General features: G+C 67.2%; 14 protein-coding genes. 11 read left to right on the top strand and 3 right to left on the bottom strand.

Translation table 11 applies throughout. The annotated features are described in order from the left end of the window. Positions 1-10: 10 nt before the first annotated feature. Both TSH64_RS33210 and TSH64_RS33205 read left to right on the top strand, forming a co-directional pair. On the top strand, positions 11-2,443 hold the full coding sequence (locus TSH64_RS33210; RefSeq protein ID WP_247873297.1) for an MFS transporter: 2,433 nt from the start codon (positions 11-13) through the stop codon (positions 2,441-2,443). 5 nt (positions 2,444-2,448) lie between these two features. Continuing rightward, complete coding sequence (locus TSH64_RS33205; RefSeq protein WP_199237727.1) at positions 2,449-3,156, top strand: N-acetyltransferase; 708 nt, start codon at positions 2,449-2,451, stop codon at positions 3,154-3,156. Between the two features lie 17 nt (positions 3,157-3,173). On the opposite strand, the gene TSH64_RS33200 is transcribed toward TSH64_RS33205, so the two are convergent. Further along, entirely contained in the window at positions 3,174-6,497 is a 3,324-nt protein-coding gene (locus TSH64_RS33200; protein ID WP_247873296.1) for an ABC transporter substrate-binding protein, read from the bottom strand. 484 nt (positions 6,498-6,981) lie between these two features. Here TSH64_RS33200 and TSH64_RS33195 point away from each other — a divergent pair, with 484 nt between their 5' ends. Both TSH64_RS33195 and TSH64_RS33190 read left to right on the top strand, forming a co-directional pair. Then, on the top strand, positions 6,982-7,536 hold the full coding sequence (locus TSH64_RS33195; protein WP_247873295.1) for a hypothetical protein: 555 nt from the start codon (positions 6,982-6,984) through the stop codon (positions 7,534-7,536). Positions 7,537-7,587: 51 nt separating this feature from the next. Next, entirely contained in the window at positions 7,588-8,325 is a 738-nt protein-coding gene (locus TSH64_RS33190) for a hypothetical protein (RefSeq protein ID WP_109451604.1), read from the top strand. Here TSH64_RS33190 and TSH64_RS33185 read toward each other — a convergent pair. Both TSH64_RS33185 and TSH64_RS33180 read right to left on the bottom strand, forming a co-directional pair. Further along, entirely contained in the window at positions 8,276-8,680 is a 405-nt protein-coding gene (locus tag TSH64_RS33185) for a DUF6524 family protein (protein ID WP_109451602.1), read from the bottom strand. The genes TSH64_RS33190 and TSH64_RS33185 overlap by 50 nt on opposite strands. A gap of 16 nt (positions 8,681-8,696) precedes the next feature. Continuing rightward, positions 8,697-9,101, bottom strand: a complete 405-nt coding sequence (locus TSH64_RS33180) for a DUF6524 family protein (protein ID WP_109451600.1) — start codon at positions 9,099-9,101, stop codon at positions 8,697-8,699. 155 nt (positions 9,102-9,256) lie between these two features. On the opposite strand from TSH64_RS33180, the gene TSH64_RS33175 reads away from it, so the two are divergent. The 7 genes from TSH64_RS33175 (at position 9,257) to TSH64_RS33145 (ending at position 19,068) form a co-directional block, all read left to right on the top strand. Further along, complete coding sequence (locus tag TSH64_RS33175) at positions 9,257-10,411, top strand: hypothetical protein (RefSeq protein WP_109451598.1); 1,155 nt, start codon at positions 9,257-9,259, stop codon at positions 10,409-10,411. Further along, positions 10,408-11,958, top strand: a complete 1,551-nt coding sequence (locus tag TSH64_RS33170) for an ATP-binding cassette domain-containing protein (RefSeq protein ID WP_109451596.1) — start codon at positions 10,408-10,410, stop codon at positions 11,956-11,958. The genes TSH64_RS33175 and TSH64_RS33170 overlap by 4 nt, the downstream gene beginning before the upstream one ends. Before the next feature lie 92 nt (positions 11,959-12,050). Next, a complete protein-coding gene (locus tag TSH64_RS33165) occupies positions 12,051-12,977 on the top strand; it encodes an MICOS complex subunit MIC60 (RefSeq protein WP_247873294.1) in 927 nt (308 codons plus the stop codon). Positions 12,978-13,081: 104 nt separating this feature from the next. Then, positions 13,082-14,044, top strand: a complete 963-nt coding sequence (locus TSH64_RS33160) for an MlaA family lipoprotein (protein ID WP_109451593.1) — start codon at positions 13,082-13,084, stop codon at positions 14,042-14,044. 615 nt (positions 14,045-14,659) lie between these two features. Continuing rightward, on the top strand, positions 14,660-15,694 hold the full coding sequence (locus tag TSH64_RS33155) for a hypothetical protein (protein ID WP_247873293.1): 1,035 nt from the start codon (positions 14,660-14,662) through the stop codon (positions 15,692-15,694). A gap of 19 nt (positions 15,695-15,713) precedes the next feature. Then, positions 15,714-17,090: a chemotaxis protein CheW gene (locus tag TSH64_RS33150; protein ID WP_109451591.1), complete on the top strand. Its 1,377-nt coding sequence runs from the start codon at positions 15,714-15,716 to the stop codon at positions 17,088-17,090. Between the two features lie 28 nt (positions 17,091-17,118). Beyond that, positions 17,119-19,068, top strand: a complete 1,950-nt coding sequence (locus tag TSH64_RS33145) for an MCP four helix bundle domain-containing protein (protein ID WP_109451588.1) — start codon at positions 17,119-17,121, stop codon at positions 19,066-19,068. Positions 19,069-19,075: the final 7 nt, after the last annotated feature.

Here is a 19,075-nt window from a genome sequence, read left to right as displayed (position 1 = left end):
GACCCGCACCGTGCAACTCAAGACCGGCCGTTTCCTGGCGACCTTCCTGCCATCCGTGCTGCTGATCGTGGCGGCGCTGGTCTTCAGCGCCGGCGTCAATCTCGGCACCTTCCGGCGGGATTGCGGCGATGCGCTGTTCTCCACCTTCAGCGTTGCCGGCCGAAAGGTGGTCACCAGCATCGAATATGCGGTGAAGTACGGCAAGACCATCGACAATTTCTTCGGCATGGAGCGGGCGCTCAACCAGTTGAGGACCTATCTGCCGCAGGCGGACGGGGTCGCGGTGGCACTGCCGAGCGGACAGGTCGCCTACGCCATCGGCACCTACGGCTTCAAGGATCGCGTCGGCGACCGGCTGACCGGCTATGAACAGCGCCGGTCAGCGGAGGAATTCAAGCGCAACACCTCCTTCAATTATCACGATACCGACAACCGGTCGTACGAACTGTATCTGGCGATCCGCGATCCCAGCGATGGGCGCTGGATCGGCACCCTGATGATCGCGGCCAGCGATTCGGTGATCGACGATTACGTCCGCGCCTTTGAACGGCACACGCTGATCCTCGTCGGCGCGCTGGGTGGGGTCGCGATCCTCCTGCTGGGCGGCCTTGCCCTGCTGCCGGAACGCAGGCGCGGCGGGCTCGGACGGCCCCGCTCCGGGCGGGCGGCGCTCACGGTGGCGGCGCTGGTGCAGATCGCGGTCGGCGTGACCGGCTACGGCGCCTTCAGCGACGCCTACCTGCGCACCGTGGAGAACACCACCGGGATCGTCGAGAACATCGTGGCGACCGACATCGGCTCCGTCATCGGGCGCGGGGCGACCTACCGCTCCTTCTCGGGCATCGACTATTACTTCCGCGAGATCGTCGCCATCGTTCCCCACTTCAAGGGCATGTCGCTGGCTGTCCCCGAGGGGGCGGATCTGTCGGGCTCGCTCGGCTTCGGCCAACCGGCGGCCAAGGGGGATCTGGTGACAGGACGGGCGCTGGCGACCGACGCGGACTTCCTGACGCCGACCCTGCGCATCGTCATCGACAGCGACTTCATCCAGCGCAACATGCTGGAGGTCGTCGCCAACAACGTGACGATCCTGATCATCTCGCTGATGTTCATCTATGAACTGCATGCCTTCGTCAGCCGGCGGATGCGGCCGACGGTGGAGACGGTAGCCGAGACAGAGGCAGTGGTAGAGGGCGTCGCTGCTGCCGCCGCGACCGGCCGGTCCCTGGCCGGCCTCCGCTTCCTCACCTTCATGCTCTATTTCGGCATGTTCCTGTCGGCCTCCTTCGTTCCCGTCATCATGCAGACATTCGACCGCGGCCTGTTCGGATTGGCTCCGCCCCAGGCAGCGGCGATTCCGGTGTCGGTGGAGATGCTGTGCGGCGCGCTGGCGATCCTGCTGGCGGGACGGATCAGCGCGCGCCTGCCCTGGCGGACGATGACCGCCGCCGGTCTGGCAGTCGCCGTGCTGGGCGCCCTGATCTCCGGGGTGACCGGCGACCCGGTCCTGTTCATCGTGGCGCGCGGTCTGGTGGGTGCCGGAACGATGACGGCACTGATGGGGCTGTATCGCCTGATCGACCGCATCCGCCGGATCGATCCGGCGACGGGAGCCTATTCCGACCTGTTCTCCGGCATGTATGTCGGCGTCAATTGCGGCGCGGTCGTCGGCAGCCTGCTGGCGGACGCGATCGGCCCCCACGCGGTTTTCCTGATCGCCGCCGTCGTGCTGACGCTGGGCATCGCGCAGTTGCTGCTGCTGACGCCCGAACCGGAGGGAGCGGCCACCATCGCTGCCGCCGCCCCCACCGTGGCGAAGCCGGACGGCGACACGGCCCCCGCCCGGCGGGTGTGGAGCGACGGTTCCTTCCTCGCCTTCCTGCTGCTGGTGTCGGTTCCGACCTCCGCCTGCAGCATGTTCCTGATCTATTATTTCCCCCTGTTCGCCAGCGGGTTGGGACAGCCGGCCTCCACGGTCGGGCAGGCCTTCCTGCTCTACGGCCTGTGCATCGTCTATCTCGGTCCGCTGCTGTCGCGCCTGATGCGGTCGAGCAACGTCGCACCCGGCCTGCCGGTCCTCGCCTCCGGCCTCATCATGGCGGCGGGGCTGACGACCTTCGCGCTGACCGGAAGCCTGGTCGGGGCGTTCCTGGCGATCCTGCTTCTCGGCCTCAGCGACAGTTTCGGTCTGACCGCACAGCAGCGCTATCTCGAGCGGCTGCCTGTCGTGGGCACCCATGGGCTCGCGGTTCCGCAATCCTATCATCTGAACGCCCGGAAGATCGGTCAGGTCATCGGCCCGATGCTGTTCAGTGCCGCCGCGGTCGCCGGCGGGGCGGGCGCGACGCTGATCGGCCTGGGGCTGGCGGCGGCGCTGCTGCTTCATCTGGGACTGTCCGTCCTGGCCCTGCGCCGGCGCCCGTTCATGGCCAAGACGGCATGAGGGAGATGGCGGCACAGGCACGGACAGAGGGCAGTCCGCTGCGCCTGGCGGTTCTCGACGGCAGCTGGGCGCCGGCCATCGCCGCGTTGCAGAATGCGGCTATCGGCGACCGCATGTATCCGGTCAACGGCGGCCAGATCGCCGAGATGCTCGGCCCCCGCGGCCTGACGGTGGGGGCGTTGGCCAGCGACCGGCTGGTCGGCTTCTTCTCGCTGCTGTTTCCCGGCCGGCAGCCCGAGTCGATGGGCCTTCCCTTCGGGCTTGTGGAGGAGGAGCTGGACGCGGTGGTCCACTGGACCGCGGTGATCGTCGATCCCGCCTTCCGGGGGCAGCGGTTGCAGCAGCGGTTGGTCGCGGCGGTCGACTGGCGGCTGTTCCCTCAGTCCCCGCATGACTACGGCTTCGTCACCGTGCGCGCCGACAATCCGCCCAGCCTGCGCAGCATGCTGGCCTGCGGCTTCGCCATGGTCTGGGCCGCTCCCAAATTCGACGGCCACTTGCGCCATACCCTGTTCCGCATCACGCCGGGCGACGGCGAGATTCCCGATGGCGGGGAAATGGTGGCGCTGATGGACCTGCGGCGTCAGCTGGAGCTGATGGCGCGGGGATGGATCGGCTGGCCGCAAGGTGCCGCGGCCGGCCATGTCCGCTTCGCCCCCCCGGTTCCCGGCTGCCTCGTCGACCGCATCAGGGCGCGGACGCGGTCTGGATAGACTTCTCGGTCACATCGTCACGCGTTGACATCGCTGAAGCCGAAGGCGTCGCGCAGCCGGGCGAGCATGCCGGTCCCCTGCCCGCGCTGACGGTCGTCCTCGTCCGGGCGGCCGCCGTTGTGCCCGTCCGCCGAGCGGGTGGATGCGATGCGGCCCAGCAGGTCGCGCAGCGACGGCTGGCCGTCCAGCGCCTGTGCCAGCACCGTCTCGTCGATCTCGTACAGCAGCGCCGGGCCCAGGGTCCGCGCCGAACTCGTCCTCGCGGCCCCGTCCAGCAGGGCGCCCTCCCCAAACAAGGCACCCGGTCCAAGCCGGGACAGCTCGATCTCGGTGCCGTCCAGGCCGGTGGTGCTGAGCGCCACGATGCCCTCCGCCACCAGGAACAGCGACCGCCCGGCATCGCCCTGGCGGTACAGCGGCGTGCCGATGGCGACCCGCTGCGGCCGGGCGCCGGCAGCCAGCCGCTCGCGGGCCAGATTGTCCAGCGGCTGGAACAGGGGAGCGGCGGCAATCAGCGATGCCGCGTCCGGATGGGCGTCGGCCGCGTCGGTTCCTCCCTCCACCAGCCGGATGTTGGCGTGGCGCTGCGCCAGCGTCACCCCGGCATGGCGGAAAACGGAATGGATGCTGATCAGAACCGCATGTTCCTGCGATTGCAGCAGCGAGCGGTCCGTCAGGTCGAACGAAACCAGGAAGCGCATCCCGAATTCGTCGATGCCGTTGAACTTCACCCAGACCAGGCCGAGATGCTTGCGCCCGTCGACGCTCTTCACCAGCCGCAGCGCGTCGGTCAGCAGGTTGACGATCCGGTCGGGATCGTGGCCCAGCGTCACATGCAGCAGCATCTGGGCGATGAAGCGGTTGTTGGGGTGCGAGCAGTTTTCGATCCGCGTCCCCGCCGCGACCGCATTCGGAATGCTGACCACCGTGTTGTTGAAGGTTTGGATCTTGGTCGAACGCCAGGAGATGTCGATCACCTGACCGATGGGCGCGTCCCCCACCTTGATCCAGTCGCCGCGGCGGAACGGCCGCTCCAGGTTCAGCACCATGCCGGAGAAGATGTTGGACAGGTTGCTTTGCAGCGACAGGCCGATGATCATCGCCAGCACGCCGGAGGTGGCGAGCAGGCTGGTCAGGTCCTTCTGGAAGACCTGCGCGATCACGCCGAAGACCGCCAGGATCAGGATCAGCAGCGACACCGTGCTCTTGACCACCTGCGGGATCGCCCGCTCGCTGGACGCCTCCAGCGGGTCCCAGGCGAAGCGGTGAAGGGCCAGATTGATGAACAGGGCGGGGACAAGCCACCATGCCACGTCGAACACGGTGACGGTGGCGGCCATCGCCCGTTCGGCATCGATCCGCGCGAAGCCGTCGATCAGTGCCGATTCGGCGGCAAGCAGGCCGACCCCGGTCGCCGCCGACTCGGCCAGCAGGAACAGGCGGGGGAAGCGGCGGTCGGACTGCCATGCCTCGGCCCCGCGCAAGGCCAGCAGCAGCAGACAGGCGCCCCACACCCCGATGAGCGCCGGAAGCCCGCCGATCTGCCGGCGCAACCCGCGATCCTGCGGTTCGATCGACAATTCAAAGCGGACCGTCGGGGCATCGCGCCCGGCGCGCCGCTCCTCGGGCCGGAGCTGGGCTCCGGGCACCGCCGCCGGGATGTCGGCGGTGAGAACCGCGTCCGTCACCGCCCAGCCGGCCCCGGCCACCTTGCGCCCGGCGAGCACACGCGCGAGGTCGCGGTGGGCGGAGCCGTCGCCTTCGTCGGCGGCGAAGATCATCCGCTCATGATTGAGGTCGCGGCTGCGGAACCGCAGGCCGACCCGATGTCCGCCCAGCGGCGGACGGGCGTCCTGCCACGCATCCATCAGGAAACGGCCGGTGACATGGTAGAGCCGGTAGTCCTCGTCGCCATTGCGCACCTGTTCGACGGGAACGCCCAGGATCACCGGCTCCACGGTGTCGAGGAACTGGATGTCGGTGACCGCTTCCGGCGGCGGACTGCCGGGAACGTTGCGGTAGCGGAACCACAGGTCGAACTCGATCCGCGCCGAACGGTTGACGGGATCGATGTCGGAGATGCGGCTGACCGACATGCCGACATGAACCACCGACAGCGGCCTCATCGCGCCGCGGTTGCCGTTTCCGTCCGCATCGGCCGCATAGCGCAGCTGGGTCAGCGCCGTGGTCAGCCCGTCCTCCGGCCCGGCGCCGGTGGTGAACTGGCCGATGCCGAGCGCCCGTTCCGGCGTTCCGTCCTCGCCGAAATACAGCGGCCCGGTGACGCCGGGCACGGCATGCAGCACCGAACGGATGGCGGCGAGCTGGTCGCGCACCATGCGCCGCGCCGATGCGCGCGTGCTCCAGCTGCCCGCCAGGCCCGCCCGCCGCACGGCGGCGATCAGAAGCTGCCCGGCGTCGTAGGCGTAGAGCGCCGCCCAGTTGCCGAGCGGCCCGAACCGCGCATCGTAAGCCGCGAGCAGGCGGTTCGCCTGCTGGTTGGCGATGTCCGGCAGGAAGGAGCTGATGACGAAGAGCTTGCCGGTGTAGAGGCCGGGATGGGACGATTCGCGCGGCAGACGCGACAGCTGCTTGCCGAATGAGGGCGCTCCCAGCCAGTTGGGACCGAGAATGCGATTGGTCACACCCGCGTCGCGCAGCGCCTGGATCAGCATGACCGCCGGTTCCTCCGTCGCCAGAAGGACGACGACGGTCTCGGGAGGCAGCCCGCGCAGAGTGCCGACGAAATCGGCGATGTCGCGGGCGAAGCCGCTCGCCGCCGGACTGATCGCCGCATCCAGCCGCAACCCGACACCACGCTGCGGCATGACGTCGCGCAGGGGGCCCGCGAGCCGCTCCGTGACCGTCTGCGGCGTGCGCAGCAGCGCCACAGAATCGGCAAGCAATCCCAGCCGGACGTAATCGGCCATGAAGGCGGCCTCCCGCTCGTCCGAATGCCCGATGCGGAAATACCACGCATTGTTCCGCGTCAGGCTGGTCTCGCTTGCCATCGGTGACAGGGCGGGAATGCCGGCGGCGGCATAGATCGGGGCGGCCGCAAGGGAGGTGGCGGAGCTGTCGTGGCCGATCACCGCCAGGATGCTGTCGTCCTCCACGATCTCCGCCGCGACCTTGCGGGCGCTGGGGGAAACGCCGTGATCGTCGAACGGCACGAACTGAAGCTGCAACCCGTCGATTCCGCCGGCGGCGTTGATGCCGTCCGCCAGAAGCCCCAACGCTTTTACGATGTCCTGGCCGCCTTCCGACAGGTTTCCGGCATAGGCGATGCGGACCGTGCCGGCGGTTTCCCGAATCGCGGATCGCGACGTCAGCGATGGCACCGCCAATCCTCCGGCAAGCAATGCCGCCAAAAACAGGAGAATGGCGATCAAGCGCATCGGTAGGGCAACCCCAGGACTCCACTTCGGCGGGAAGGCGGCAGGAAGGCGGCGCTCAGGCGCCGGACGACGGCGATCTACGCAGGTCCAGTAGGCCCGACGGCCCGGCAAGGATCAAGCCTTACGCGCGGTGCGCGCGGTCAAGTCCGGGAAATCTCCGATTATGCCTGCCTTCTCATCTTTAAGTGTTAGAGTCTTAATGAATGCCACAACCTTTCTTTGAAACAAATCAAAAAGTCTGGAATCTAAACATTTCTCCGATTCGGTAATTTGTTATTGGCAGGGATAACATAAACCAACCCTTTTTCCAGTCAAGGCGCGGCTGAAACCAGTAGGAGTGTTCCCGATGGATATAGCGTGTCTATTGTGGAAAGAATCAGACGGTGAGACTATGTTGCACGCGCTTTCCTGAAGAGGTACGCAAAAATTGCCGCTCGATGCGCTCTCTGCGCATGGCGGGAAGGCCGGATGGGACCGTGGGGACAGGCGGACGCGCTGTTCGTTCGCAGGGTGCGATGTAGACTTGGCAACGCAATGGGTTGGATTTCAAATGACCGAAGCAGTCGAGGATTGCCGCCGTAAATTCGCCGATCTGGTCAAGCTGAATGGGATTTCAAGCAAGTATATCGAACGCGACACCGAGCGGCGGATCCTGGAGGATGGGGTTGTCCGTTGCGGCCTGACGCTGGAGGAAGCACGCGGTGTCATGCGTTGCGTTGCCGACGATTACGATCTCGTTTTCGAAAGCGAAACCGATCGTCGGATCCGGCAGGTGCTGGACAAGCACGCCGGGAAGAAGGGAAAGATCGGCAAGAAGCAGTTCAACCAGACTGCATCGATCCTGCGCGATTTCTCCAACGACAGCATCAGCGAGGAAGAGGCGCGGCGCCACATCAAGCGCATCATGACCGACAACGGATGGCAGCCGAAGCGGGCCGGGCTGATCCCGACCAAGCGCTGGTACCGCAAGATCGAAACCTGACACCTGCCCTGACACCAGCAAGGCCGAGGCCCGCGACGGGGAGCGACGCCCATGGATATCCTAGAGCTGTTCGCGTCGGGAACCGTCATCCTCATCGGGACACTTCTGATCGCGGCACCGCTGATCCTCTACCGGGCGCTGTTCGACACCGCGCGGCATTGGCATGCGTACGGTGCCGGCCGCGCCGGCATCGTCGAACTGTGCGGGTTCCTGATCGGCATCTGCTTCATCCTGACCACGCCGCTTCCGGGCGGCGGCCTGAATGCCGATCTGCTGTTCGGCGTCGACGGTCCTTGGGCCCTCGATCCTCCGGCGTTCGAGGCCCTGGTCCTCGACACGCTGGCCGACGCTCCGGACCGGCTGGCGGCGTGGCTGGCCGAGCGGGACGACCGCCTCAACCTGACCCTGGTCGTCGGTTTCGCCTTTGCCCTGCTGGCCGGGCGGGGGGCCTGGGGCTTCTACCGGACCTATTGGCGCGTGGCCCTGCTGACCCTGGCGATGGATCTGACGCTGGCGGCGCTTGCGTCGGTCGCGACGCTCTACGCCATGCTTCTCGGCCTCTGGCTGCTCAACCGCCTGAATTTCTGGGCCCTGGCGGTCGCGGTGCTGGTCATGCAGGAGTACCGCTACAATACGCTGGGCCTGTTCCAGAAGCAGCGCCATTTCCGCGCGCCCAAATCGATGCTGCCCCTGGGCGCGCCGGTCAGCGGCGAGACCGGAAACCCCCGGCGGAAACGGGTCAGGGCGGAGGGGTCAGGACGTGCGACTGGCCGGAAATTCGGCGTTTGAAATGCGACCAGCACACACCGGACGCCAGCACCAGCCCCGCCAGCACCAGCGCCAGATAGCTGCTCCACAACGGCGCATCGACGGCGAGCACGCCGAGGTGCCGCAGCGACAGATAGCCGCTGTAGAGGATCGTCGCCGCGGTGAGGACCCCCGGCAGGCGCAGCGCGACCCAGGCGATCCGCAGATAGGCGGCATAGAGGGCGAGGAGCAGCAGGCCGACGGCGATCTTCACCGACAGGCGGCTGCCGTCGTCGGTGCCGAGCCAGGCGGCATAGGAATAGCCGGTCGGGTTCCAGGTGGCGAACAGCAGGAGGAAGCAGGTTACGGTGCGGATCAGATAGCCGAAGCTCTTCATGGCGTCATCCGGCCGGTCAGGCGATCAGGTTCTGCGAATCGACCTGACCGCTCAGGCGATAGCGCACGAGCGACCAGGATTGCCCGGCCCCCAGCACGATGGCGACGGTGCCAAGCAGGCCAAGCGAACGGGTGGTGGGATCGGCCAGATCGATCACGCCGAAATCCCACAGGACCCAGCCGAACGACGACACGACCGAAAGCACCAGCAAAATGCCGATCAGCTTCATCGAACGCCACGTGGCCTGCGCATGGATGAACAACAGGAAGGCCAGCACCGACGCGCCGAACAGCTTGACCGTCCAGTGCCCCTGATCGCCGACGAGCCAGTCGTAATAGGAATAGCCGGACGGGTTGTAGATGCCGAAGACCAGCAGGACCGCGAAGATGATCCGGACGATGAAACCCGCTGTCGTCATCATGGCGGCGGCTCTGCACAAATTTTCGGTTTTTCCCGTCCGGAAACCGTACGCCGCCCCCCTTGCCCGGTCAATGTCGGGAAGATCCCGCAATTGCCGCACCGTTTCCCCATCCCGCTCCCTGTGCCGGAATGACGCATCGCGATGGATCGGCTGAGATGACGCCCGTGAACGCCCTTTTCGGCAAGCCCGCCGCCGTCGCCGCAAGCCTGGCTCTCGGCGCCCTCTTCCTGTCGGCGGGCTGGGCGACGCTGCCGACCCGCCATGCCGCCGCCACCGTCAGCTATCAGCTCGCCGCACCGATGGACGGAACGCCGGCGGCCTCCGCTGCGGCGCCTGCCGCAACGCCCATTCCGGTGCCGGTCTTCCTGATGCAGCCCGACCACGCGACCATGCGCAGCGGCACCGGCCTGCTGCGGCCGGACGGGCGGGTCGACATCACGCTGTTCGATCCGTCCGACCCGCGGCTGATCCACGGCAGCGAGGCCCTGTTGTTCAACACCGAGTTCCGCGTCCTCTGGCTGCTCGCCACCGACGAGGAGCGGGCCCGGCTGTGGCGCGGCATCGAGGAGGTGGGGCGCGGGCTGCGCACCGCCATGGACGGCATCCTCGAATCCCCGGAATTCACCGGGGAATACCGCGACGCCCTGCAGGAGATCGGCCGGATGGCGATCGAGGAGGCCTGGCGGGCTCCGTCGACCCGCGCCACCTACGAGGAGTTCCTGCGCAGCGCCGAACCGATGCTGCACGACACCGTCGGCCGCGACCTGAAGGCCATCGCGATGAAGCAGGTCGAGCCGCTGGTGTGGAACCTGATCGGTGCCAATGTCGGCATGGCGCTCGACCCGTTCCGCAGCCAGTCCTGGGATCTCGGCCCCGTCGATCAGGCCGTCGACGCCATCCTGCGCGAAGCGCGGGAGGCCGGGCTGGTCAACCGCGCGGCACGGCAGCTTGCCGACAGCTGGCAGGCGAAGGCCTTCCTGAAGACCTTCGCCGGAAATGTCGTCGATGCGCTGGCCCATCAGCAGCGCCTGCGCGACGTCGCCGGCCGGATGGTGAACGATCCCCGGCTGGGCGCCTATCTGAAGCCGGTTTCCGGCCCGGCCGGCGATCTGGCCCGGCTCGCTCCCGACCTGCTGTTCGGCGTCCAGGCCGGCGCCGATCTCAACGCGCTTGCCGCCCACACCTTCCAAGGCTTCCTGACCGGCCGCGGCGGCCCGCTCATCGTCATGATGAGCGCCCGGCAGCGCGAGGACATCCTCACGCTCGACCGCTACTCGCCCCGCATCCTCCTGCATGCCGTGCCGCAATGACCCAGACATCCCATGCCCTCGTCATCGATGGCTTGACCATCGACCGGCCGAACGGCCAGCCGCTGCTGCGCCACACCAGCTTCGCCATCGACCGCGCGGAGGTCGTGCTGCTGGTCGGGCCGAGCGGGTCCGGCAAATCCACCATCGTCAAGCTGCTCGGCGGCCTTCTGGAGAACGGCCCCGGGGAATGGCGGGTGTCGGGGCACCTGCATTGCGGCGGACAGCCGATGGATCTGGCGACGGAGCGCAGTCCGGTCGGCGGCATCGTCTTCCAGGACCATGCGCTGTTCAACGATCTGAGCGCCGTCGAGAATCTGCGCATCGCCGCCGACCATGCGGCGCACCCGCCGGATTCCGTGCTGATTGCCGACGCCACCGCCCTGCTGGACGGCATCGAGCCGACCCAGACCGTCAGTTCCTGCAGCGGCGGGCAGCGGCAGCGCCTGGCCATCGCCCGCACCCTGCTGGCCGACCGGCCGGTCCTGCTGTTCGACGAGCCGAACTCGGGTCTGGACGTCGCGATGGCGCGGCGGCTGGGCGAGCTGATCCGCGACTTGTGCCGGACAATGAACAAGCCGGCGCTGGTGGTCGCCCACCATGTCAAGGATCTGCTTCCGGTGGCCGACCGCGTGCTGCTGTTCGATACGCGCAATCACCGGCTGGTCGAGGTGCCGCGCGATGCCGAAGCCATCGAGGCGGCCCTGCTGGCCTTGGACGAAAGCGTCCTTCCCAATGGCGGACAGGCCGGGCTCAACGAAACCGGCTTGGCCGAAGCCGGAACTCTGCCGGGCGCCGGCAAGGGTCGGGACTGGCGGCAGGAGATCGGCCACCGCTCCCGCTTCCACTGGTTCCTGCGCTATCTCGCCGAATATTTCTGGGAACTGTGCGTCTCGCCGCTGATGCTGATCTATATGGGAGCCGGCGCCCTGATCATGGGCTTCGTGTCGATGTGGTTCGGCTTCCACTACAACTCCTTCGGCGGCTACCTGAAATCCCTTTTGCACGACGAGACGCTGGTCGGGCTGGGGCTGGTCCAGGGCACCGTGGCGGTTCCGCTGATCAGCAGCATCCTGTTCGTGGCGCGCAACAACGCCATCATCGCCGCCGACATCGGCAACAGGGTCCTGTCGTCGCAGTTCAGCGCCATGCAGAACCTGCGCATCACCGCGCGCGGCTACATCTTTTCGGCCATCCTCATCAACATGGTGGTCGGGTCGCTGATCCTGCTGGTCATCTCGCTGGGAATGGCGAGCTGGGCGTCGATGCAGACCTGGCATATCCAGTTTCCGATGCAGAGCTTCGAGCTGTGGCGCAGCCATTTCTTCCGCAAGCTGCTGCCCGACGGCCTGCATCCCGCCTTCAGCATGGTCTGGGTTCTTTTGAAGGTGGCGCTCAGTTCACTGCTTGCCGGCGGCGCAGCGATCGTTATCGGCTGTGGAAAGAAAGAATCGGTTCTTGAAATAAACGCAGCGATTGCGCGTTCGATCATTGTCGGGGTGACTCTGACCCTGCTGGTCCACGCCGTCATTTCAATTCTGACACTCTGACACATCTCCCCTTCGGATATTTCCCGATAGCGCGGGAACTCTTTTGGGGTAACATTGCGGTGAATGGACGCCGTGAAACGGGGAAGCGGATCATGATCACGGATGCGGACATCGAACAGCGGGCCGCGGCACAGGATGCCAAGGCCGCGGGAAGCCAACCGGAACCCTGGCAATCCTCCGGCCAGGCGATTCCGCCGGCGCCCCCGCCCGACCTGCCGCCCTTGAAGGCGCCGGCTTCGGACGGGCGGAACTCGTCGCTGCCGCTGATCCTGTCCGTCGCAGCGCTCGTCGCCACGGTGTCGGCCCCCTACTGGTCGCCGCCGCTCTACCGGCTTCTCCGGCTTCAGCCGGCCGGACTGGAATGGCAGGCGCGGCAGGAGGTCGAAACCGGCCGCCTCGCCCGGTCCGTCGCGGAGCTGGACCGCAAGGTCAGCGATCTGTCGGCGACACTGGTCAGGACGACCGAACAGGGCATGTCGGCCAATGCGGTGCTTGCCAACGCCGATGCCAGGCTCCGGATGGTGGCGCTTCTGCAGCTGCGCGCGACCTTGCGCCGGCCGGTTCCCTTCGATGCGGAGCTGAAGGCAGTCCGTGCCCTGGGTGGCAAGATGGAGGAGTTGGAGCCGCTGCTGGCCGCGGTGGAGGCCTATGCCGCAAACGGCATTCCGGTGGAAAGCCAGCTCCGGCAGGATTTCGCGGCGGTCACCGAGGCTGCGGGCCGCACCGACCCCCGGCCGACGCCGATCAAATGGCTGTCCAACGTCACCGGCTGGACGCCGGTCGCGGTCGAACCGGAGGCGATCCGGCCGGTGACGATTGCCGAACAGGCCCAGGCGCTGCTGGCCGAAGGCAATCTGCCGGCCGCCATGGCGCAGTTGAGCGCCATCGACCTCGGCTCCACCTCTCCGGCCCGGGCCTGGATGGAGGATGCACGGGCGCGGATCGCGGCGAACCAGGCGGTCGACCGCATCGCCGAGATGGTGGTGACGGCGGCCGGGCGGATGTCTCCGAAATCCTGACAGGACTGCATCGGGATCCGTGCGGGGCCCATGCTCGGGCGGTGGTTTCACGCTCCGGGCGTCAGGGTCCAACTGGCAAAATATGGCTGGCAAGGTATGGCTGGATGAGTTGCGACCTTCTCGTGTCTCGCCTGCTCGGCTCGGTGATCGCCGCGTCGCTCTGGACCGCTTCGGCCGCCTGCGCCAGCCCCCCGACGGCGGCGTCGCCCCAGGGCACCGCCGCGCCGGCCACCGCGGCTCCGGCGGGTCCGGCAAAGGATGCTGCTGAACAAGGTGGCTGGCTCGACAGCTACAGCCGCGCCGTCTTCGATTTCAATCGGCATCTTTACGACGGCATCGATGCGGTCGGCGGCTGGATGCGGGGCGGGGCGCCCGCCGCACCGCCGGATCCGGCGGCCGGAAGCGTTCAGAACGTCGTCACCAACCTGGTGAACGAGCCGCTGACCGCCGTCACCAGCACGATGATCGGCGAGTTCGGCAACGCATGGCGGTCGGTGGAACGCTTCGGCATCAACAGCACGGTGGGCGTTCTCGGCTATTACGACACCGCGAGCCAATGGGGATTCACCCCGACCCACACCGACCTCGGCCTCAGCCTGTGCCGCTCCGGCGTGGGTGAGATGGGGTATGTGGTCCTGCCCTTCATCGGTCCGCGCACCGGTCGCGACGCAATCGCCGACATCGTCCTGATGAACGCCGTGCTTTGGACCTTCGCCGGGGTGGCGGCCGGCACCGGCGCCAGCTTGCAGACCATCGTCATCGCCGAATCGGTCGAGGTGGTGGCGGACATCACCGCGACCCGGCAATTCGACATCGAAGCGAAGAACATCCGCCTGCCGGACTACGATGCCACCCGCACGGCCTATTTGAAGCAACGGCGGGAACGCTGCGCCCAGCCGATCGAGACACCGCCCGCCAAGGGGCCGGTTTCCGCTCCCCCCGCGCTCGACCGGACGCCACCGGGCCGGGGCCGCTCGTCGCCAGAGATGGCCTTCCCGGAAGACGACCGCCCAGGTCCTCGCAAAGGACTTTCCGTGCAGCGGGCGTACGCGGTCGCCGCCCAATAAGCGGTTGCGCGCGTCGAAGAGCAACCGTCCCACCGCTCTTCCGCCTCCCTCCCGACAGGTTGCTCCGCTTTCCAAGGCGGCAAGGTCGATCAAATCCTGAAAGACCTCTCCATCAGCCATAGAAATTTTCCTAAATACTTCACAAAACTATACTCAACGACCGTTGCCCGTATCGGCAAATACCCGCATCATTATTTGAAGTAACCTGTGATTCTGCACATTTTTAAAACGATCAATTCAAAAATTGCGCTTTGTATATTATTTAAAACTGAAGATTGGAAGCCTGATAGGGGTTGTCCGAATTGACTCAACCTCTCCTTTATAAATAAAATTCCCCCCCATAGTGATTTAATCACTTAAGCATTTTTACAGCAGAAGAATGAATACCGCCGAATACCTTCGTTTCGACTGAATATTATCTCATTCAGATCGCAATTTGTTATCGGCGATCTCATTCAAAAATTTCCCCGCACGCTGAAAAAGATGTCCTGAGGGAGAGGAAGCGCTGTGACAGACCCAACAATGACGGAACCGGGTCGGAACGGTCGATGCCGCGACCGCAGACGCGGTCAGGCATGCGGCCGGCGGAACGGACTGGCCGGTGCGATTCTGACCGTGCTGCTGATCGTCGCCCTCGCCCAATTCGCCATGCCGTCCTGGGCGGCAACCGAAGCAGCCCCCGCCGGCACAGCCACCCCACCCGGCACCGTCTCGCCGCCGCCGGCCTCCGATGGCACAACGCCGCCCGCCGCCGCACCGGCACGACCGGACGGGCCGACGGAGGTTAAGGTGGGCATGTACCTGACCCAGTTGCTCGATTTCGACATGTCGAAGCGGTCCTACTACGCCTCGTTCTGGCTTTGGTACCTGCACGACAACCCCGATTACGATCCGCATGCGACGGTCGAAGTCGCGAACGCGAAGTCGGACAGCGTGAAATTCGCCTCGCTCGACACCAGCAAGGGAATCCGCTGGCATCAGGAAAAGCACGGCGCGGTGCTGGCGGAGGATTGGGAAATCACCCGCTTCCCGTTCGACCGGCAGAAACTGGTCATCATGGTCGAGGACGGCCAGTCCGACACCGGTCGCATCCGCTTCGTCGCAGACAGCAAGAACAGCCGCATCGATCCGGCCGCAACCGTGCCGGGCTGGACAATCGAGGGCTTCGACCTCTCGGCCCAGGACGTGACCTACAACACCTCCTACGGCGACCCCACCCTGTCGGAGGACAGCGTCTATTCGCGGGTGGTGGCAACCATCACGGTGAAGCGCCAGGGCATCCGCCTGCTGTGCAGCCTGTTCGTCGGCTTCGGCGTCGCGTTCCTGCTGGCCCTGCTCACCTTCTTCCTCGATTTCGACTCGATGGCGGGATCGCGGATCGGCCTGTGCGCCGCGGCGGTCTTTGCGGCGGTCGGCAACAAATACGCGCTGGACGGCTATCTGCCGCCCGCCTCCACCTTCACGCTCGCCGATGTGATCGTCAGCACGACCTTCGCCTCCATCCTGCTGGCGGCGCTTGCCGTCGTCCTGATGCAGTTGACGCACAAGCGTGCTCCACGCTTCGCCCGCATCGCCAACCTGTTGCTGTGTCTGGCGACCTTCGCCGGATACATCGGCGTCAACGGCTACGCCGTCGCCTCGGCTGCCTGACGGAACGGTGGAGACGATCATGACCGCCCCGCTCCCGATTGCCGGCCCGACGGCGCTGCCGCCGGTCGCCCGGACGGCGACGGTGACCGTTCTCGTCGCCGGGCGGCATGTCGCAGTGCCGGCAAGCCAGGTGGCGGCCGTCGATCTGGCGGTCCCCGCCGCACCGGTGCCGTTCGCTCCGCCCGGCTATGAAGGCGTGGTCTTCGGCCACGGGGTGGCCGCAGCGCAGATCGATCTGGGGGTCCGGAACGGCGGGCAACCGGGTGCCGGGCGATGGAGCCTGCAACTGGACCACGCGGCAGGGCCGCTGTCGCTGCGGGTCGAGGAGGTGAAGACCGCCGACGCGAACATGGCGGAACCGGCCCCCGGCCCGGCCCTGCCCATCGATCCGGACGCTCTGCTCGACGGGCTCGCCCCCTGCGGGCCGCAGCCGGCACAACCGGCACCGGATCATATGGACCGGGCGACCGAAGAGCTGGACGTGCTGCTGGTCGCCGGTGGCGGACACCGTGTCGCCATCCCCGCGACGCTGGTCGACAGCGTCGGCCGTCCGGATGGCTTTCTGACCGCACATGGCAGCGTGCCCCGTCAGATGGTGATGCTGGACGGCGACCTGCTGCCGGCCCGCTCCCTTGCCTCCTGGATCGGGGGCGGGTCGCCGGAAGATGACAGCTGGGCATTGCGCCTGCGCACGGCCGACGGGACCATCGCCCTGACGGTCGCCGAACTGTTCGGTCTGCACAGCCTGCCACGCCGGGATCTGGTCGCCGTCGATGCCGACGGCGAAATCTCCCTGTGGTGGCGGGACGATGCGGGCAACCGCCCGATCCAGGTCGTGCATCCGGGGGCGGGCGGGCTCCTGCCGATAGACCGGCCGGCGGCGCGCGACGTGGTCTGCACGGCAGTCCGGCCCCTGCCTGCGCCTTCGGCGGGCCATACCCATGTCGCCATGGCGGCGGGTCCCGTGATCCTGGCCGCACCGGCCGCCATGGTGCAGGAGGTGAGGGGGACGCCCAGCCCCGGCGACCTCCACCGGGCGCGCCGCGTCGGATCGATCCCCGCCTTCGACATCGACGCGGCGTTCGGCGGCACGGCCGGTCCGGCCGGCTGCGTTGTGCTGAAGCGCAACGGCCAGCGCCCCATCGCCCTGCTGACGGGACGGATCGAAGCGACGGATGGCGGCTTCGGCTGGTATGCGCCGCCGCCGCTGCCGCATGCGATGGCCGTGCTGGCCGGGGCGGTCCGTCCGGCGACCGGAAAGTTGGGTAACGACAGGCCGGTCCTCGAATGTCTGGTGCGGCCCGACGCCTTCCGCCGTCCGTGGCGGGCGGACCCCGGAGATGTCGTGCGGACGGCCATGCGGGCGTCATTCGCCGGCTGGCTTTCAAATTGGTGAGCGGACCCTGCAGGAGTGCCCTGGCGCAATGTTCAAGAACCTGAAAATCGGCAAGAAACTGGCGGTCCTGGTGGTCGTCCTCAATGGATTCACCGCCATCATCGGCCTCATCGCCCTGCATGGCATGAAGATGGGAAACGACGCGCTCGACACGGTTTACAATGACCGGGTGGTGCCGCTGCGCGATCTGAAGGTGATCGCCGACCTCTATGCGGTCAACATCGTCGATATGGCGCACAAGGCCCGCAACGGAAATGTGCCGACAGAAACAGCACTTTCTGCCATCGACGCCGCCCGCACCGGCATTCGCGAGAAATGGCGCGCCTATCTGGCAACCTATCTTGTCGACGAGGAAAAGGCGCTGGTGGCGAAGGCCGAACCGCTGATGGCCGACGCCGACCGCGCCGCCGACCGGCTGCGCGGGATCCTCGCCGCCGGCCGTTCCGAACGGCTCGACCGCTTCGTCATCGACGAGCTGTATCCGGCAATCGAGCCGGTGTCCGACGCGATGTCGGCCCTGATCGAGTTGCAGCTGACGGTCGCCAAGTCGGTTTACCAGCAGAACGACGCCCTGTACGACCTCACGGTCCACCGGACCATCGGGCTGCTGATCGGTGCGGTGCTGGTCGGGGTGGCGCTCGGGGTGGCGATCATCCGCTCGATCACCGTGCCGCTCGGCCAGGCCCGCGATGTGATCGACCGCATGGCGCGGGGCGATCTGACCGTCACCGTCACCGACGACGGCCGCCGGGACGAGATCGGCCATATGCTGCGCGCCACCGCCGGCATCGCCGCGACGCTGAAGGCGGTGGCCGGCGACCTGCGCGACCTGATCGAGGCGGCCCGCGGCGGTGCTTTGTCGGTGCGGGTGGAGCCGGAACGCCATGCCGGTGAATTCGCCGTTCTGGTGCGCGGCGCCAATGAGCTGGTGGAGGTGCTGACCACCCCGCTGTTCGAGGTGGCGTCGGTGATGGCGCGGCTGTCCTCCGGCGACATCCGCGGCCGCATGACCGGTTCCTATGACGGCGACCTGCGGGCGCTGAAAGGCAACGTCAACCGCAGCATCGACGCGCTGGCCCTGCTGCTCGACGAGATCTCGGGCTTCGCCGGGGCACTGGCCCAGGGCGATGTGACCCGGACCGTCGACGGCGCGCACCAGGGCGACTTCGCCGCCATCAAGAACAACCTGAACAGCGCGGTCGAGCAGCTCGCCGCCGTGCTGCGCGCGGTGAACGGCTCGACAGAGCAGGTCGCCACGTCGGCGACCGAGACGGCGGCGGCGGCCATCGACGTGTCGCGCCAGGCGGCCGGCCAGATGATGACGCTGGCCGACGTGTCGGGCGCCATCGAGCAGACCGCCGGCGCCATCGGCGAGATCGCCCGCAACGCCGAACGCGGCAGCACCCTGGCGCGCGGCACAGCCGACCTTGCCGAGGACGGGCAGCGGACGCTGATCTCGCTCAGCCGGGCGGTCGACGGCATCGCCGAACGGACGGCGGGGATCGAACGGATCAGCGCGCTGATCGCCGGGATCGCCGACAAGACCTATGTGCTGGCGCTCAACGCCGGGCTGGAAGCGGTCCGGGCGGGCGAGAGCGGCCGCGGCTTCGGCCTGATCGCCGCCAAGATCTCGTCGCTGGCCGAGGACGTCACCGCCGCCACCCGCGACATCGGCACGCTGGTGCGCGAGGCGTCGGCGGGGGTGGAAACCGGTGTGCGGGCCGCCGGCGAAGCGGCGGACGCGATCGGACGCATCGTCGAGGCGTCGCGCGACAGCGGCTCCACCGCCCAGTCCATCGCCGCCGCCATCGACGAGCAGAACGCCATGGCCAGCCTGCTGAAGGACCGGGTCGAGCAGCTCTCCATGACCGGGCAGGCAACGGCCGGCGCTGCGGAGGAGATCTCCGCGACCATGGCCGCGCTGACCGACATGGCGCAGCGCCTGAAGGCGGAAACCGCCCGCATCCGCACCGCCTGACCACAGC

This window comes from Azospirillum sp. TSH64 (assembly GCF_003116035.1).
In the GTDB taxonomy this organism is placed as follows: Bacteria; Pseudomonadota; Alphaproteobacteria; order Azospirillales; family Azospirillaceae; genus Azospirillum.
The sequence above is the reverse complement of the archived record's forward strand: the minus strand, read 5'-3'. Positions and strand labels throughout refer to the sequence as shown.

What these genes read in the sequence shown, in the direction of transcription:
- TSH64_RS33205 (WP_199237727.1), top strand. Translation starts at nt 2,449, where the DNA reads ATGGCGGCACAGGCACGGACAGAGGGCAGTCCGCTGCGCCTGGCGGTT.
- TSH64_RS33190 (WP_109451604.1), top strand. Translation starts at nt 7,588, where the DNA reads ATGGATATCCTAGAGCTGTTCGCGTCGGGAACCGTCATCCTCATCGGG.
- TSH64_RS33185 (WP_109451602.1), bottom strand. Translation starts at nt 8,680, where the DNA reads ATGAAGAGCTTCGGCTATCTGATCCGCACCGTAACCTGCTTCCTCCTG.
- TSH64_RS33180 (WP_109451600.1), bottom strand. Translation starts at nt 9,101, where the DNA reads ATGATGACGACAGCGGGTTTCATCGTCCGGATCATCTTCGCGGTCCTG.
- TSH64_RS33175 (WP_109451598.1), top strand. Translation starts at nt 9,257, where the DNA reads ATGACGCCCGTGAACGCCCTTTTCGGCAAGCCCGCCGCCGTCGCCGCA.
- TSH64_RS33170 (WP_109451596.1), top strand. Translation starts at nt 10,408, where the DNA reads ATGACCCAGACATCCCATGCCCTCGTCATCGATGGCTTGACCATCGAC.
- TSH64_RS33165 (WP_247873294.1), top strand. Translation starts at nt 12,051, where the DNA reads ATGATCACGGATGCGGACATCGAACAGCGGGCCGCGGCACAGGATGCC.
- TSH64_RS33160 (WP_109451593.1), top strand. Translation starts at nt 13,082, where the DNA reads ATGAGTTGCGACCTTCTCGTGTCTCGCCTGCTCGGCTCGGTGATCGCC.
- TSH64_RS33150 (WP_109451591.1), top strand. Translation starts at nt 15,714, where the DNA reads ATGACCGCCCCGCTCCCGATTGCCGGCCCGACGGCGCTGCCGCCGGTC.
- TSH64_RS33145 (WP_109451588.1), top strand. Translation starts at nt 17,119, where the DNA reads ATGTTCAAGAACCTGAAAATCGGCAAGAAACTGGCGGTCCTGGTGGTC.